This is a genomic window from Petrachloros mirabilis (assembly GCF_975968855.1).
The window spans coordinates 1-14,415 of sequence record NZ_CDLUDY010000023.1 but is presented as its reverse complement, the minus strand read 5'-3'; the positions used below and the strand labels follow the sequence as shown (position 1 = coordinate 14,415).

General features: G+C 55.1%; 15 protein-coding genes and 1 pseudogene. 6 read left to right on the top strand and 10 right to left on the bottom strand.

Annotated elements, in window-relative coordinates; all coding sequences use genetic code 11:
* From ACWVCN_RS00890 to ACWVCN_RS00850, 9 genes and pseudogenes are all read right to left on the bottom strand, one after another.
* Nucleotides 1–437 (bottom strand): annotated as a pseudogene (locus ACWVCN_RS00890) (Asp-tRNA(Asn)/Glu-tRNA(Gln) amidotransferase subunit GatB); the annotation flags it as partial.
* Nucleotides 434–757, bottom strand: a complete 324-nt coding sequence (locus tag ACWVCN_RS00885; protein ID WP_455243616.1) for a YtxH domain-containing protein — start codon at nucleotides 755–757, stop codon at nucleotides 434–436. The pseudogene ACWVCN_RS00890 and the gene ACWVCN_RS00885, both read right to left, overlap by 4 nt.
* Complete coding sequence (locus ACWVCN_RS00880) at nucleotides 747–1,154, bottom strand: DUF948 domain-containing protein (protein WP_455243615.1); 408 nt, start codon at nucleotides 1,152–1,154, stop codon at nucleotides 747–749. The genes ACWVCN_RS00885 and ACWVCN_RS00880 overlap by 11 nt, the downstream gene beginning before the upstream one ends.
* A 91-nt stretch (nucleotides 1,155–1,245) precedes the next feature.
* Nucleotides 1,246–2,712: an Asp-tRNA(Asn)/Glu-tRNA(Gln) amidotransferase subunit GatA gene (gatA, locus tag ACWVCN_RS00875; RefSeq protein WP_455243617.1), complete on the bottom strand. Its 1,467-nt coding sequence runs from the start codon at nucleotides 2,710–2,712 to the stop codon at nucleotides 1,246–1,248.
* A complete protein-coding gene (panD, locus tag ACWVCN_RS00870; protein ID WP_455243243.1) occupies nucleotides 2,712–3,065 on the bottom strand; it encodes an aspartate 1-decarboxylase in 354 nt (117 codons plus the stop codon). Before panD ends, gatA begins: the two co-directional genes overlap by 1 nt.
* A gap of 38 nt (nucleotides 3,066–3,103) precedes the next feature.
* Nucleotides 3,104–3,391: an Asp-tRNA(Asn)/Glu-tRNA(Gln) amidotransferase subunit GatC gene (gene gatC, locus ACWVCN_RS00865; RefSeq protein ID WP_455243614.1), complete on the bottom strand. Its 288-nt coding sequence runs from the start codon at nucleotides 3,389–3,391 to the stop codon at nucleotides 3,104–3,106.
* Nucleotides 3,392–3,430: 39 nt separating this feature from the next.
* Nucleotides 3,431–5,260, bottom strand: a complete 1,830-nt coding sequence (gene glmS / locus ACWVCN_RS00860; RefSeq protein ID WP_455243613.1) for a glutamine--fructose-6-phosphate transaminase (isomerizing) — start codon at nucleotides 5,258–5,260, stop codon at nucleotides 3,431–3,433.
* Between the two features lie 7 nt (nucleotides 5,261–5,267).
* Complete coding sequence (glmU, locus tag ACWVCN_RS00855; protein WP_455243612.1) at nucleotides 5,268–6,830, bottom strand: bifunctional UDP-N-acetylglucosamine diphosphorylase/glucosamine-1-phosphate N-acetyltransferase GlmU; 1,563 nt, start codon at nucleotides 6,828–6,830, stop codon at nucleotides 5,268–5,270.
* A complete protein-coding gene (locus tag ACWVCN_RS00850; protein WP_455243611.1) occupies nucleotides 6,827–7,495 on the bottom strand; it encodes a DUF502 domain-containing protein in 669 nt (222 codons plus the stop codon). Before ACWVCN_RS00850 ends, glmU begins: the two co-directional genes overlap by 4 nt.
* Nucleotides 7,496–7,623: 128 nt before the next feature.
* On the opposite strand from ACWVCN_RS00850, the gene tmk reads away from it, so the two are divergent.
* The 6 genes from tmk to ACWVCN_RS00820 are packed head-to-tail and all read left to right on the top strand — an operon-like array spanning nucleotide 7,624 to nucleotide 14,207.
* The gene (tmk, locus tag ACWVCN_RS00845; RefSeq protein ID WP_455243610.1) at nucleotides 7,624–8,304 is read left to right on the top strand and encodes a dTMP kinase; all 681 of its coding nucleotides are present in this window, start codon (nucleotides 7,624–7,626) and stop codon (nucleotides 8,302–8,304) included.
* 1 nt (nucleotide 8,305) lies between these two features.
* Nucleotides 8,306–9,334 (top strand): DNA polymerase III subunit delta', encoded by a 1,029-nt coding sequence (gene holB, locus ACWVCN_RS00840; RefSeq protein WP_455243609.1) that lies wholly within the window; start codon nucleotides 8,306–8,308, stop codon nucleotides 9,332–9,334.
* Nucleotides 9,335–9,371: 37 nt separating this feature from the next.
* Complete coding sequence (metG, locus tag ACWVCN_RS00835) at nucleotides 9,372–11,354, top strand: methionine--tRNA ligase (RefSeq protein WP_455243608.1); 1,983 nt, start codon at nucleotides 9,372–9,374, stop codon at nucleotides 11,352–11,354.
* Nucleotides 11,351–12,208, top strand: a complete 858-nt coding sequence (locus ACWVCN_RS00830; protein WP_455243607.1) for a hypothetical protein — start codon at nucleotides 11,351–11,353, stop codon at nucleotides 12,206–12,208. The genes metG and ACWVCN_RS00830 overlap by 4 nt, the downstream gene beginning before the upstream one ends.
* 29 nt (nucleotides 12,209–12,237) lie before the next feature.
* Entirely contained in the window at nucleotides 12,238–13,215 is a 978-nt protein-coding gene (locus tag ACWVCN_RS00825; protein WP_455243606.1) for a cation diffusion facilitator family transporter, read from the top strand.
* A 14-nt stretch (nucleotides 13,216–13,229) separates the two neighbouring features.
* Nucleotides 13,230–14,207 (top strand): CobW family GTP-binding protein, encoded by a 978-nt coding sequence (locus tag ACWVCN_RS00820; protein WP_455243605.1) that lies wholly within the window; start codon nucleotides 13,230–13,232, stop codon nucleotides 14,205–14,207.
* Here the strand turns inward: ACWVCN_RS00820 and ACWVCN_RS00815 are convergent.
* A partial coding sequence (locus ACWVCN_RS00815; protein ID WP_455243604.1) for a phosphatase PAP2 family protein occupies nucleotides 14,204–14,415 on the bottom strand: 212 nt, incomplete at its 5' end. The genes ACWVCN_RS00820 and ACWVCN_RS00815 overlap by 4 nt on opposite strands.

The window sequence follows — 14,415 nt, the reverse complement described above, 5'->3', positions numbered from 1 at the left end:
GCCCGATTTAAATCCACATGGCTGCCGCTCGTCCCGGTCTCATGGATGTTCTTGCCTGCATCTTCTTCGAGGTGCGCGCGGCGGATTCGGATACGCTTTTTTCCGTCACCTGTCACAATCTCGATCCAGCCCTGCTCGCAAATCGGCGACTCGTATTGGGAGATCTGATAACCCTTGGGAAGATCAGGATAGAAATAGTTCTTCCGTGCAAATCGATTGTCCGCAGCGATCGTGCAGTTCAGCGCTAGCCCTGCACGCACAGCCATCTCAACAGCAGTCCTATTAATGACCGGCAAGCTCCCCGGTAATCCCAAACAGACCGGGCAGGTTTGGCTGTTGGCAGAGAGGCCAAACGTTGTGCCGCAGCCGCAGAACATCTTTGATTTAGTCCGTAACTGCGCGTGAACTTCGACCCCGATCACCACTTCATAAATCATGCGTCTCGCTCAGCCTCGTTCCGCACTCGATCCCGTTCGCGTCTCATCGCTTCCCTGCCCGCATCGAATGCCTCTCGAAGAACCGACTTTTGTCCCTCGACAAACTCCCGGCCTTGATCGATCACCTCTTCGAAGCGCTCCCCTGCCTGCCCGGCAAAGTCCCGAAGGTGTTCTTCTGCTCTGCTGGCGTAACCCCGCAACCGTTCGCGCGACTCTCTTCCGGACTGCGGTGCCAACAAGAGCGCCGCCACTGCACCGAACGCGGCCCCGCTTAGAAACGCTAGAAGAATTCCCGATGCAGATCCCCTATCATCCGCCATTGTGTGGCCCTCCTTCATGTTTCATTCGATCGCGCAAGACCTGCGTCGCCGCTTTGAATCCCGCCACAACGCTGGCTACATTGCTCAGCATATTTCCACTCGTTCCGCGCACGACATTGTGAACTTGTTGAACCGATTCTCCGACCTCCCCTACCGCATGGAGCAGGACCGCCGCATGTTGCACACCGTCACGAGCCTGACTCGTCAGGTCGTTCAAGTTCTGGCTCATGGCGCGCAACTCAGCCACTAACGTGGGAAGGTCCTGATTCACCTTGGCCATCAGTTGTTCAGATTCCGCCACGGTCTTCCTCACCTGAATTAAGACCGGAACGAGGTAGCCGACCAGGACAACAAATCCGACGGCCACGAGAATTGCGGCAATTTCAACGATCGTCATACAGAACCTCCAGGCTTGGGACACGTGGCTAGAGGCGTTAGATAGGCGGTTTGTTGGTGCACTCGACCATAGCCCCTTGCCTTTTGCTTCTTCATCGAATCACCGGTTTCTTTAGATGCCATTGGGTCGCTTGTTCGTACGCATGAGCCGCCCGAAGCATCGTCTCTTCTTCAAATGCCCTCCCGATCAGTTGCAAGCCAATCGGAAGGCCTGATTTGCTGAACCCGCAAGGCAGCGAAATGGCCGGCAGACCGGCAAGATTAACCGAGATCGTGTAGATGTCGGAGAGATACATCTGCAGCGGATCTTCGCTCTTTTCCCCAAGCCTGAATGCGGGTGTCGGGGTCACCGGCGTTACGATCAGATCGACGTCCTTGAAGGCTTCGGTGAAATCCTGGCAGATCAGCGTCCTTACCGCCTGAGCCTTGCCATAGTAGGCATCGTAGTAGCCGGAACTGAGCGCATAGGTACCAAGCATAATACGGCGTTTCACTTCCGGTCCGAATCCTTCCTGCCTGGTTTTCATATAGAGATCGAGCAGGTCCTTCGTTTCTTTGGCACGTAAGCCGAATTTCACACCGTCGTATCGGGCCAGATTGGAACTCGCCTCCGCCGTCGCAATGACATAGTAGACAGCCACCGCCGCATCGGTCCTTGGTAATTGGATTTCCTTGACCTCAACACCGAGACTCTTCAATTCCTCAATCGCCGCCATGACGGCTGCTCCCACTTCCGGATCGAGCCCTTCGGCAAAGAATTCAACCGGCACTCCGACCTTCAGCTTCTTCATGTCCTTTTTCTTGAGGGCCTTCATGTAATCGGGCACCGGGAGGTCAGCCGAAGTAGAATCCATCGGATCGTGGCCGGCGATGGCACCGAGCAAAAAGGCCGCGTCCGGCACGGTCTTCGTAAGAGGACCGATTTGATCGAGCGAAGAGGCGAACGCGACAAGGCCGTACCGCGAGACCCGCCCATAGGTGGGCTTGAGACCCACGACTCCGCAGAATGCGGCAGGCTGCCTGATCGAACCACCGGTATCGGAGCCCAGCGCGGCAACACACTCGTCTGCCGCTACCGCTGCAGCGGCCCCACCGCTCGACCCCCCCGGTACGCAGTGCAGATTCCAAGGATTTCGGCTGGGGCCGAAGGCAGAGTTTTCAGTCGACGAACCCATCGCGAACTCGTCGAGATTTGTTTTGCCTAGGAGAATGTATTCCTGCTCACGAAGCTTCGCGATCGCCGTGGCGTCATAGGGTGGGACGAAGTGTTGGAGCATCCGGGAGGAACAGGTCGTCGGCACACCTTCCGTGCACAGGTTATCCTTGATCGCGAGCGGCATGCCCGTCATCGGTTTCGTCTTTCGCCAACCTTTCAGTTTCTGGTCCAAAGCCGTCGCCCGCGCCAATGCGGCATCTCTCGCTTGCGTCACGTAGGCCTTAACCTTGCTTTCCACCTGACCTATGCGCAAATGGTACGCGCGCACAATTTCCGTTGCCGTGACTTCACCCGCAGTGAATTTCTTCTGGAGCTCGACGAGTGAAAGCTTATGAAGGGACATCACCGTTTCTCCGTCGATTCAACAATACGATTCTTTTCGTTGACGCGAACGATCCGCGGTGCGTGCCGTTTAATCTCATCCTCACCGTAATACTCGTAGCAGAAGATAATGATCTGATCGCCGACCGCAGCCTTCCGTGCCGTCGGTCCGTTCAACACGATGTCCCCGCTGCCGCGTCGTCCACCGATCGCATATGTCATGAATCGCTCGCCGTTGTTGAGATTGGAACAGATGATGGCCTCATACGGAAGGATCGCCGCGGCTTCCATCAAGTCTGGATCAATCGAAAGGCTGCCCTCGTATTCGAGATGGGCACCCGTCACCGTGGCCCGATGAATTTTTGATCGCAACATTTGTCGAAACATCTTCAGTACCCCTAACTACGCTACACTTAATCGATAATTTTTGGCACAGCGAAACCGTCCGCCTCACGGTCCGGAGCGTTGGACAACGCTTGGTCTACTGTCAGCGAAGGCTTCACGACGTCCTCGCGAAAGACGTTCGTCTGCCCCAACACCGTCGCTGTCGGTTCGACGCCGGAGGTATCGTACTGATTCAGCTTTTCGACATGAGTCAGAATCTGGCTAAGCTGTTTCGCAAATGTTTCCTTTTCAGCCTGCGTGATCTCCAAACGAGCCAGCTTCGCCACGTTCTCGACTTCTTGTTTGGTTATGTCCATCTCTACCCCTTGGCACGAGCCCCGCGCCTTTCGCCTTTCTTATTCCACCGTCACACTCTTGGCCAAATTCCTCGGCTGATCCACGTCCGCTCCGCGCAACACCGCGATGTGATAGGCCAAGAGCTGCAACGGAATGGTGAACAAGATCGGTGTAATGAGCGGATGCGTATCAGGAATCGTAAAGACCGCGTCAGCGGTTTTCCCCAATTCTCGCTCGCCTTCCGCCACGAACGCAATGACCGGAGCACGCCGAGCCTTGACTTCCATCAAGTTACTCACAGTTTTTTCGTAAAGGCGATCCCGGGGAGCGAGCACGACCACAGGCATGTCCTTGTCGATCAAAGCGATCGGACCATGTTTCATCTCGCCTGCCGCATATCCTTCAGCATGAATATAGGAAATCTCTTTTAGTTTTAATGAACCTTCCAATGCGATGGGATAGTTGATGCCGCGTCCCAGAAAAAGAAAATTGCGCTTCTTGTAATATCGTCTCGCAATCGCTACGATTTCAGCCTCTCGACTCAACACCCGACCCACAAGCACCGGCAACCGGACGAGCCGGTCCAACCAGGCCTTCCCATCTGCGGCATTCATCACTTCGCGCACCCGAGCCAGGTGAAGAGCAAGCAAGTACAGCGCGGTCAACTGCGCTGTAAACGCTTTCGTCGAGGCAACGCCGATCTCCGGGCCGCAATGAGTGTACAAAACACCGTCCGATTCTCGAGCCAATGTGCTCCCCACCACGTTCACAATTGATACAATCCTCGCTCCTTTTTGCCTTGCCTCACGCGCGGCAGCCAGAGTATCGGCGGTTTCACCTGACTGGGAAATCGTTATGAACAGATCGTCTTTTCCTACAAGGGGATCGCGATAGCGGAATTCACTTCCGATATCCACTTGCACGGGCGTCCGGACCATTTCCTCCAGGAGATACTTCCCGACAAGCCCCGCGTGCCACGATGTCCCGCAGGCTACAATCCATATGCGTTCGATCCTGGAAAATTCCTCCGTAGACAGTCCGATATCAGGCAGATCCGCCTCGCCGGTTTCATGCGAATAGCGGCCTCTCATCGTATCGAGGATCGTCTGAGGCTGCTCATGAATTTCCTTGAGCATGAAATGCTGGTACCCGTTCTTCTCCGCCGAAGCTGCGTCCCACGTAATAGTCGCGGGCTTGCGCGATGTCTCACGCCCCTCGATATCGATCAAGCGCACGTCGCCCTGCGTGACGACGGCGACATCGCCTTCCTCCAAATAGACCACCTCTCGCGTGTGGGCCAGCATGGCCATCACATCAGACGCCACATACGAAGCCGTCGGCGTCTGCCCTAAAACGAGAGGACAGCCGGAACGCGCCGCGATCAACGTTCCCGGCTCTCGTTCAGAGATTACCGCTAGAGCGTAGCTGCCCCGCACCTCCTTGGTCGCGGCACGTACGGCATCCACGAGCTTCTCTCCTTGAGTAACGTACTTGTCGATGAGATGGGCCACTACTTCTGTGTCGGTCTCTGATTCGAACTTATAACCGGCTTTTTCGAGTTGCTGTTTCAGCGGTTGATAATTTTCGATAATGCCGTTGTGCACCAACACACAACCTTTCGATCGATGTGGGTGTGCATTCTGCTCCGATGGCTTCCCATGGGTCGCCCAGCGTGTGTGGCCTATACCAACCGCCCCTGCCAGAGGCTGTTCGGCTAGCGACCGCTGAAGATTGGCAAGCTTCCCAACACTTCTCCGGACCGAAATCTTTCCGCCCTGCAGTACAGCCACACCCGCTGAGTCGTAGCCTCGGTATTCCAACTTAGCCAGCCCGGCAAGCAGGATTGGAACCGCCTCCTGCTCACCCACGTAACCGACGATTCCGCACATAAGGGTTCTACCTCGAACTTCCTCGACGATTCTTCGTGCGCACTTTTGCCTTCGAAATCTTTTTGCTAATCGGCCGCGGCGATTCGGCAAGAGCTCTTCGTTTCGCGGCCCATCCAGGCTTGGTCACCTGAGGCACCCGGGAGATCACCAACGAATCTGGCGGAACACTTTCCGATACAGTCGTACCCGCTGCAATCACGGAACCGGCTCCCACCGTGACCGGCGCAATCAACTGCGTATCGCTGCCGATAAAAACCCTGTCACCGATCACAGTTTCGGCTTTCCGGACCCCATCGTAATTACACGTGATGGTTCCCGCCCCGATATTCACATCCTTTCCGACTTTCGTATCGCCAAGATACGTCAAGTGATTGGCTTTCGACCCTTCACCGAGTTCTGCCTTTTTCATCTCCACGAAATTCCCGACCTTCGCTCCCCTTCGGACCAACACATGTGGCCGGAGATGCGTAAACGGTCCCAGTGTAGCTCCGTCTTCGATCCGAGATTCGCGGAACACGCAGTGGTCGAGGATCTCGACACCGTCACCCACCGTACAATCGGTAATCCGAGTCCCGGACCGTACGATGCAATCCTCGCCCAGAACAGTTGAACCCTCGAGGATGACATGGGGATAGAGCACGGTGTCTTTTCCTATTGTTACCCCGGCGTCGATCCACGTTGTAGCGGGGTCGATCATCCTGACACCCGCATCAAGCCACCGATCCCGAATCTCGCGGCGAATCACGTGCTCGGCCTCGGCCAATTGACGCCTTGTGTTCACACCCAACCCTTCGTCCGGATGATCGAGGACGAGAGCGGCAACCCGTCGGCCTTGCTGTACAGCGATTTGAACGATGTCGGTCAAATAGTACTCACCCTGCGCATTACTCGGCTCGAGTTTTTCCAAAGCTTCTAAGAGAAAATCGCCGTCAACCACGTAGGTCCCGACATTAATCTCGCGAATCCTCTTTTCCTCGGCGCTGGCATCGCGATCTTCAACAATCCGCTGGACCTGATTCCCTTCTGATGATCGTCGAACCACTCGGCCATATCCGCCGGCATCATCGAGAACAGCCGTCAATATCGTAACCGCAGCCCCTTCCTTCCTATGCACAAGCAACAAATCACGCAGCGTCGACTCACGCAACAAGGGCGTGTCGCCGTTGAGAATCACATAGAGCTCCGGAGCCGGCCGTTCAGACTCTGCAAAGACAGCTCGAGTCTGTAACACCGCGTGGCCGGTCCCCAGAAGCTCCCGTTGCTCGACGATCGCAATCGCCTCATGACCGCCGTCTCCGGTTGCGTTCTTAACCACCTCGCTGACCCGATCAGCATGATGGCCGACTACAACGGCAATCCGATGGCTCGCAATTCGCCGTGCAAGTTCGAGAGAGTACAGGACCATCGGACGCCCGGCAACCGGATGTAGCACCTTGGCCAACTTTGATTGCATTCGCTTGCCAAGTCCCGCAGCCATCACCACAACCGCCAACCCGGGCACGACGTTGGCAGCACTGTGCGCGACTCGTACGGGCGTTTCAGCCGAACGCTGCCGGACAGGCTTACTCATCCGATTGGCACTCCGCTCTCAGGCTGTTTGACGTTTCCCCATTTGCTCTCAGCCCCTACCGTTGCTCCTACCGACTGCGACGGCGAATAGAGTCCCCCGGAGACTATCAACTTCATCGCCTCTTCAACGCTGATGTTAACGGATGTAACTTCCCGCTCGGGAACCAGAAGAAAATAGCCGGAAGTCGGATTCGGCGAGGTCGGCACATACACGTGCACGAGAGGTTCTTGCGCCAGATCTTGGACGTCGCCTTTCGTCACCCCTGTCACAAACGCGAAACAGTAGTGCCCATTTTTGGGAAACTGAATGAGCACCACTCGGTTGTACGCTCCTCGTTCTGAAAACGAGAGAATGTCCATCATCGACTTAAGCGTGGAATAGATCCCGCGCACCAACGGCACTCGGTTGAGCCACTCTTCCCACAACTTAACGATCTGCTTGCCTATAAAATTTGCTGCAAAGAGCCCGGTAAGAAACACCAAGAGAATCAGGGTGACGATCCCCAAACCCGGCACATAGTGATCCGGCACCATTTGCGCCAGCAGGTCGCCCAAAATCCCATCGACAGCGGTAAACAGGGTCTTCAAGATCAGAATGGTGCCCCAGATTGGAGTGACGACGAGGAGACCGGTCAGAAAGTAGCGTTTTAGTGAGGCTTTCAACATAAATTAAGGTAGAAGAAAACAGTCGTTCATCATACAGATTTTTCCTGGGTCGCCGCAAGCGTTTTCTTGCTATTTTCAATAACTTGCAATATTATCCCGCCCGTTTCTATTGCGTTGGAGAGGAGCGAGTGAGAGGGGTATCAAAAAGGCGTAAAATTCGGGGTCTCTTCATTACATTCGAGGGACCTGAGGGGGGTGGGAAAAGCACCCAGATTCGCCAGCTCGCTTCCGCCCTTCGGCAAGCAGGTTATCGGGTCATCCTTACCAGAGAACCGGGAGGAACCAAGGTCGCCGAAGCCATTCGTCACACACTCCTCGTCTCATCGACTCGGGAAATCATTACACCGGAAACCGAATCTCTGCTGATTCTGGCTGCACGCAGTCAACATGTCACACACCTGATCGCGCCGGCACTACAAAAAGGCGCGGTTGTCCTCTGCGATCGCTTTTCCGACTCCACATTTGCCTATCAAGGTTACGGGAGAAAGATCCCTCTTCCCTGGCTAAAGGCGGCGAACGGCATTGCAACGGGAGGGTGCGAACCGGATTTGACCCTCTTGTTCGATCTTCCCGTCAAGGCTGGACTGGCGAGACGGCGAAAAGCCGCCGGACTTCAGAATCGGCTGGATCGTGAACCGGAACGTTTTCACACTTCGGTCCGCAAGGGTTTCTTGGCGCTCGCCGAAAAATCCCGTGGTCGAATCAAAGTCATTGATGCTAATCGTCCTGAGCAGGAAATCCGCGCAGAGGTTCTCAGCCTTGTGTTAAGCTGGGCTGCAAAACGCAGGGGGAAACCCATCCGGAGATAAGATGCCGTTCCAGGACATTATCGGACATCAGACGACTATTGCGTCCCTGCAAACCGCCATCGCACGACAGCGCCTCGCCCATGCCTATCTTTTCTATGGCGAAGCCGCGATCGGCAAACGAGCCACAGCACAATGTCTCGCACAGGCCCTGAACTGCGAACGGGGCTCCGGCAGTGAGATACTTGAGGCATGCGGCATTTGCCGATCATGTCAACAAATCGCCGCTCATACCCATCCTGATTTCTTTGTCATCGAGCCAGCTGCGGAATCAGCAACTCCTCAAATCAAAATCGAACAGATTCGCGAGATCGAACAGCAGATCGTGTACCGTCCCTTGGTAGGAGAACGAAAAATCTGCTTGATCGATGACGCGGATCGGATGACTTTAGGGGCAGCCAACGCTCTGCTGAAAACGTTGGAAGAACCGCCTGCTCATAGCCTTTTCATCCTAATCACAAGCCGGCCAGCTGCGCTGCCCGCCACAATCCGTTCCCGCTGCCAATCCCTTCGCTTCACCACGCCGGGGCGAACGCAGGTGGAGGCGGCCGTGATCCTGAAACGGGAACTCCCGCCTACTGACGCACGCCTCCTCGCAATCATCAGTGAAGGCCGCATAGGCGAAGCCTTGACTGCCGATCTTCGTGACATTCGAGCACAGCAACGGGAATTTCTGGAGCTCGTCCGCCCACAATCCTTGCGATCGATTACACTGCTTCTCACCACAGCTGAAGCCCTGGCCAGGGCCAATCGCGCTCCTGAGATCCTGACATGGCTGACTCGGTGGATTAGAGACCTTGTGATCGTCCAAGTCGGAGGTGACCGTGACCAACTGCTCCACGTCGATGACATTCCGAACTTGGAATCCTACGCGCGCCAATCCGATACGGCAGCCCTTCTTGATCTCCTACAGGACATAGAAAGAACGGAACAGCAGGCAACGCGGCATCTCAATCTCCACATGGCCCTCGAAAACATTTTGATTCGTCTCCGCGAGGCATTAGCGATCGCTCCGGCCGGAGCCTCTGCCTAGAAATCCCCGCTGACATCCTGGTATCTTGCTGACCACCATGCGCGATCACAATACCTTCTACATCACTACGCCGATCTACTACGTGAATGACGTACCCCATATCGGACATGCCTACACCACTGTGGCCGCCGATGTCCTTGCCCGTTACTGGCGTCTCCGCGGCCGCGACGTGTTTTTCCTCACCGGTTTGGATGAGCACGGGCAAAAAGTCCAGCAGGCCGCGTCAAAGGCCGGCATCGATCCCCAAACCCATTGCGACAGGTTGGCACCTCAATTTCAGACTCTTTGGAATCGCCTTAATATTTCACACGATGCCTTCATCCGAACCACCGACGTTCGGCACAAAGAAATTGTTCAACGATATCTTCAAGAGCTTTATGATAAGAAGCTGATATACAAAGACTCTTATGCCGGATGGTATTGCACGTTCGATGAGCGTTTCTGGACCGAGAAAGATGTCGAGAACGGCCTCTGCCCCGACTGCAAGCGGCCTGTCGAGAAGCTCAGCGAACACAACTACTTCTTCAAGATGGGAACCTATCAGGAACAACTGCAACGCTACATTCTTAACCATCCGGACTTTATCCGCCCCGAATCACGCCGTAACGAAGTGCTGGGGTTTCTACACACCCAGAAACTGGGAGACCTGTCAATTTCTCGACCGAAGTCCCGTCTTTCCTGGGGGATCGAGCTTCCGTTTGACAGAGATTACGTTACGTATGTCTGGTTCGATGCTCTTGTGAACTATATTTCGGCTCTGGATTATCTCTTACCGACGCCATCGCGAGACCACTACTGGCCGGCTTCGGTGCATCTCGTCGGAAAAGACATTTTGACCACTCATGCTGTCTATTGGTCAACGATGCTCATGGCCTTGGATCTCCCCCTTCCCGAAACCATTTTCGCGCATGGTTGGTGGACGGTCGACGGCGAGAAGATGTCCAAAAGCCGCGGCAACGTAATCGATCCCAACAAAATGGTCGACGAATTCGGCGCCGATGCGTTTCGCTATTTCTTGTTGCGGGAAGTGCCGTTCGGGCAGGATGGAGATTTTTCCAGAAATGGGATGATTGCACGGATCAACAGCGAGTTGGCCGACGGCCTCGGCAACCTCTTGAGTCGCAGCCTGACAATGATCGAACGGTTCGCCGGAGGTGTCGTTCCGGCACACAATTCTGCTTGTGATACAGACCTTGAAACCGCGCTCAGGCACAGCACAGGTGAATTACTCGGCACTGCCTCTGACCATATCGAACAATTGCGATTTGGACGCGCCCTGGAATCTGTCGGAGAACTCATTCAAAGGTGCGATCAATACATCGACAAGACAGCACCTTGGATGCTAGCCAAAAAACCCGAGCAGCATTCCTATCTGAATAACTGTCTTTACCACATCGCTTACACGTTAGGAGCACTCATTGAACCGCTCTATCCATTCATGCCACAAACTATTTCAAACATGACACAGCAACTTGGCTTGAAACGAGAGGACGCCGGCAAGCCATCCGGAGGGGCAGAGCCCTATCTGCTTCCGGGAATGAGAATCAAGAAAGCTGCTTCACTCTTCCCACGAATCGAAGCGGCAAAACCACAAGGAGCCAAGACTGTGAGTGACGCCACAACTCCCCCCCAGACTGCTGCAACTTTATCCAGCACTCCAAGTGCCACCACCCCCGTTCCTCAAGCCACTTCGACAGCACAAATCACCATCGACGAGTTCATGAAGATTCAACTTAAGACGGCAACGGTTATCGCGGCAGAGCGGGTCCCGAAATCGGAGAAACTCCTTAAACTTCAAGTTTCGCTCGGGGGCGAACAGCGCCAGATCGTCGCAGGCATCGGCAAGAAATATGAGCCAGAATCACTCATCGGCAAGACAATCATCGTAGTCGCTAATCTCAAGCCTGCCAAATTGATGGGCATTGAATCCCAGGGGATGGTGCTGGCCGCCGGGGACAGCGAAGTTCGCGGCCTAGCCACGATTCTGGAAGAAACGGAGCCCGGCACCAAAGTCAAATGACGAGGTTCGCGCCCATCTCGGCTCTCTTCCTCCTCCTCTTCGTCACTCCTGTGCCCTGCCTTGCGATTCCAGCCGAGGAAGAACCGCCCCCTGATCCGCATCTCAATGATCCGAAGCCGACCACCATCCTCGTCCGTGTGGTTGCCCACGGTGCTATGGTGCTCGGACGGGAAGTCGGCGGCGCACGCGTCACGATTACGGACGTCGAGAGCAAGCAGATTCTCGCTACAGGCATCCAGCAGGGTGAATCCGGCGACCAGAACCAAATTATGCGAACGCCACACCTCATGGAAGAACCGGTGTATAGTTCACGAGTGGCCGCAGCGTTCCGCACGATTCTGGAGCTACAGCGACCGACATTAGTTGAAATCGCCGCTGAAGGTCCCCTTGGATACCCTGCTTCCATGCGGCGAACCACCACCACCGCGTTACTCATTCCGGGACAGGACCTGACGGGAGACGGAATCGTTCTTCACCTCTATGGCTACCTCATTCAGATCACCCATCCCACACCGGGCAAATCGCTCATCGCCAAAGACGACGTGAAACTCCGTGCGTCTGTGCGAACTTTGTCCGGCTCCTTGGTTCGTCCCCATGGCGATTGGGACTCCCGTAAGATCCAGATCTTTGGAGAGCTCCTGATCGGAGAGCGGATCATCGAGCGGTTGCAAATGTTCTACTCCAGCGATACGGCAAGCTTCGAAGCCCCTTTCTTCGTACCGCTGCCCAAAGACGCCCCGGACGGCATAACACTGCGCGTAACGGCCGCAGACCCGCGAAACGGCAACATCAGCCAGGCAGAGGCTAAATTCCCCGTGCTGAGTGAACGTTTGCCGAAGAAATCTGATCGCTAACACACAGTTCCTTAGAAGCCCTTGAACCCTTGCCGCGACTGTATAGCCATGCGAAACTGTTGACTATGGAAACTGTTTCCACCTACCAACACCTTCGGTCCCGCCTCCGCCTCGCGTTGGGATTGAACGCAGCGATCATTGCTGCGGAGTTCATCGGTGGATGGTTCCTGAACAGTATCGGGTTGATGAGCGACGCGGGACATAACTTGATCGATCAAGGTTCTCTATTCCTCGCACTCTATGCACATCTTTTGACCGCACGCCCCGCTTCTGAAACCAGGACGTTCGGATTCCACCGAGCCGGTATGATTGCCGCTTTTCTCAATTCATTTATCCTGCTGCTGACGGCTATTGGAATCACCCTGGTGAGTTTCAACCGACTCTTGACCCCTGTCGCGATCGATGGAGGATGGGTCATGGCCGTGGCGGGAGTCAGCTTTCTTGCCAACCTCGGCATCGCGCTCCTCCTGCAACATGATGCGAAAGACGACCTCAATATCCGTAGTGCCTTTTGGCACATGCTCGGTGATGCCTGGGTATCTCTCGGCGTCATCGTCAGCGGTGCAGCCATCATGTTCACAGGATGGATGGTATTGGATCCCCTCGTGAGCTTGTTGGTCGTGGGGGCAATCGTCTACGGCGCTTGGCCGCTGTTCAAAGAATCTCTAGAGGTACTTCTAGACTCGACGCCACCGGGCATCAGTTCAGCTCACGTAACGGCGACTCTGGAATCGATTCCCGGAGTAAGAAACGTCCACGATCTCCATATTTGGGCGGTGGAGCCACGGCTCATTATGCTGACGTGCCATGTGTTGGTCGAAGGTACAGATGAGGGTTTAACCAACGAACTCCTTCAAACCATCCGCAACAAAATCGCCTCTGATTTCGGCATCCACCACATGACGATCCAAATGGGAATCTCCTGCTGTGAGCCAGAGGCAATTCATTGCGATCTCCGAAAGATCGTGGAACGAAAGCATGAAACAGACTCGCTCCATGTCCACTAAGATATCTTGACGCTATGGTCCACTCCCCCGTTCCTTTCTATATCCTCTGCGGATCCCTCGGTGCGGGGAAAACCACGCTTCTGATGCGACTGCTCGAACACTGGAAGAGCCGGAACATACGGGCCGGCGTCCTGATGAATGAAGCAGGAGAGATCAGCATCGACGGCCCCCGTGTCGGCACGATCGCCGAACAAGTCATGAATTTGGCGGGAGGGTGTGTCTGCTGCGATACAAAGGAGGACCTTTCATGGGGGATTGCGCAGCTCGTGAAAGACTACCACTCAGACTGTATTATTCTCGAATGCTCGGGTTTGGCCGATCCAGCCGAAGTCATCGATGCCGTGACTGATCTTTACACCTCACGTCTAGCCAAGCTCGAACGGGTTATGGCCCTACTTCATCCGGTTGCTCATCAGCAAACACCTTCGAGCGAATACGTGACCACGCAATCCATCCGCTGTGCCGACGAACTGATCTTGAACAAACGAGACCTCTATGTGCCGGGCCATTGGGAAGGGTTCAAAGAAACGATTGTGAGGCAGAACCCTTACGGACGTGTCTGGGAAACTACCCACGCCAGAATCGACCCTATTGCCTTATTGACTCCCTGCACAAAAGTTTCCTCACCTGCATCGACAAACGTGATCTTCGGCATGCGTCAGCCTTCTGCAAATTACGGTCGCCGGGAGTACCATCCTATGGCCACAACGGTGAAGCTTTCCGGGCCCTTGGATCGCCAACGATTCAACGCCTGGATCAAGAGGCTTCCCAAAGAACTGGAACGGGCGAAGGGGTTCTTGCGGTTTTCAAATGTGCCGGGACTTCAGGAATTCCAGCATGCTCCACCGGGACCAGCCACGGTCGCGCCCGTCATGCTATTAGATGAACCCGATCACGCTATTGTTTTGATCGGACGGGGATACGATGTGGATCGTTGCCAGAAAGAATTGCTCGGCTGCATCGACGAACACGAGGAAACGGGATACTGCTAATTCAGGCCGTCTGTCTTCACTTCTGGAGCATCGAGACTTACCTGCTTACGAAATCTCGGCCATTGCAGTAATAGCCACCCCACTCCAGCCCCGCAGACGCCGCCAAGCACCCAGCCGCCAAGCACATCCGTCACATAATGCGCGCCGATGTAGACTCGAGTCAGGCCGATTGCTCCCACCAATGGCCAGCTAATCCAGCCGGACCGGG

Coding starts and splice junctions, on each gene's coding strand:
- ACWVCN_RS00885 (WP_455243616.1), bottom strand. CDS start 757: ATGGCGGATGATAGGGGATCTGCATCGGGAATTCTTCTAGCGTTTCTA.
- ACWVCN_RS00880 (WP_455243615.1), bottom strand. CDS start 1,154: ATGACGATCGTTGAAATTGCCGCAATTCTCGTGGCCGTCGGATTTGTT.
- gatA (WP_455243617.1), bottom strand. CDS start 2,712: ATGTCCCTTCATAAGCTTTCACTCGTCGAGCTCCAGAAGAAATTCACT.
- panD (WP_455243243.1), bottom strand. CDS start 3,065: ATGTTGCGATCAAAAATTCATCGGGCCACGGTGACGGGTGCCCATCTC.
- gatC (WP_455243614.1), bottom strand. CDS start 3,391: ATGGACATAACCAAACAAGAAGTCGAGAACGTGGCGAAGCTGGCTCGT.
- glmS (WP_455243613.1), bottom strand. CDS start 5,260: ATGTGCGGAATCGTCGGTTACGTGGGTGAGCAGGAGGCGGTTCCAATC.
- glmU (WP_455243612.1), bottom strand. CDS start 6,830: ATGAGTAAGCCTGTCCGGCAGCGTTCGGCTGAAACGCCCGTACGAGTC.
- ACWVCN_RS00850 (WP_455243611.1), bottom strand. CDS start 7,495: ATGTTGAAAGCCTCACTAAAACGCTACTTTCTGACCGGTCTCCTCGTC.
- holB (WP_455243609.1), top strand. CDS start 8,306: ATGCCGTTCCAGGACATTATCGGACATCAGACGACTATTGCGTCCCTG.
- metG (WP_455243608.1), top strand. CDS start 9,372: ATGCGCGATCACAATACCTTCTACATCACTACGCCGATCTACTACGTG.
- ACWVCN_RS00830 (WP_455243607.1), top strand. CDS start 11,351: ATGACGAGGTTCGCGCCCATCTCGGCTCTCTTCCTCCTCCTCTTCGTC.
- ACWVCN_RS00820 (WP_455243605.1), top strand. CDS start 13,230: ATGGTCCACTCCCCCGTTCCTTTCTATATCCTCTGCGGATCCCTCGGT.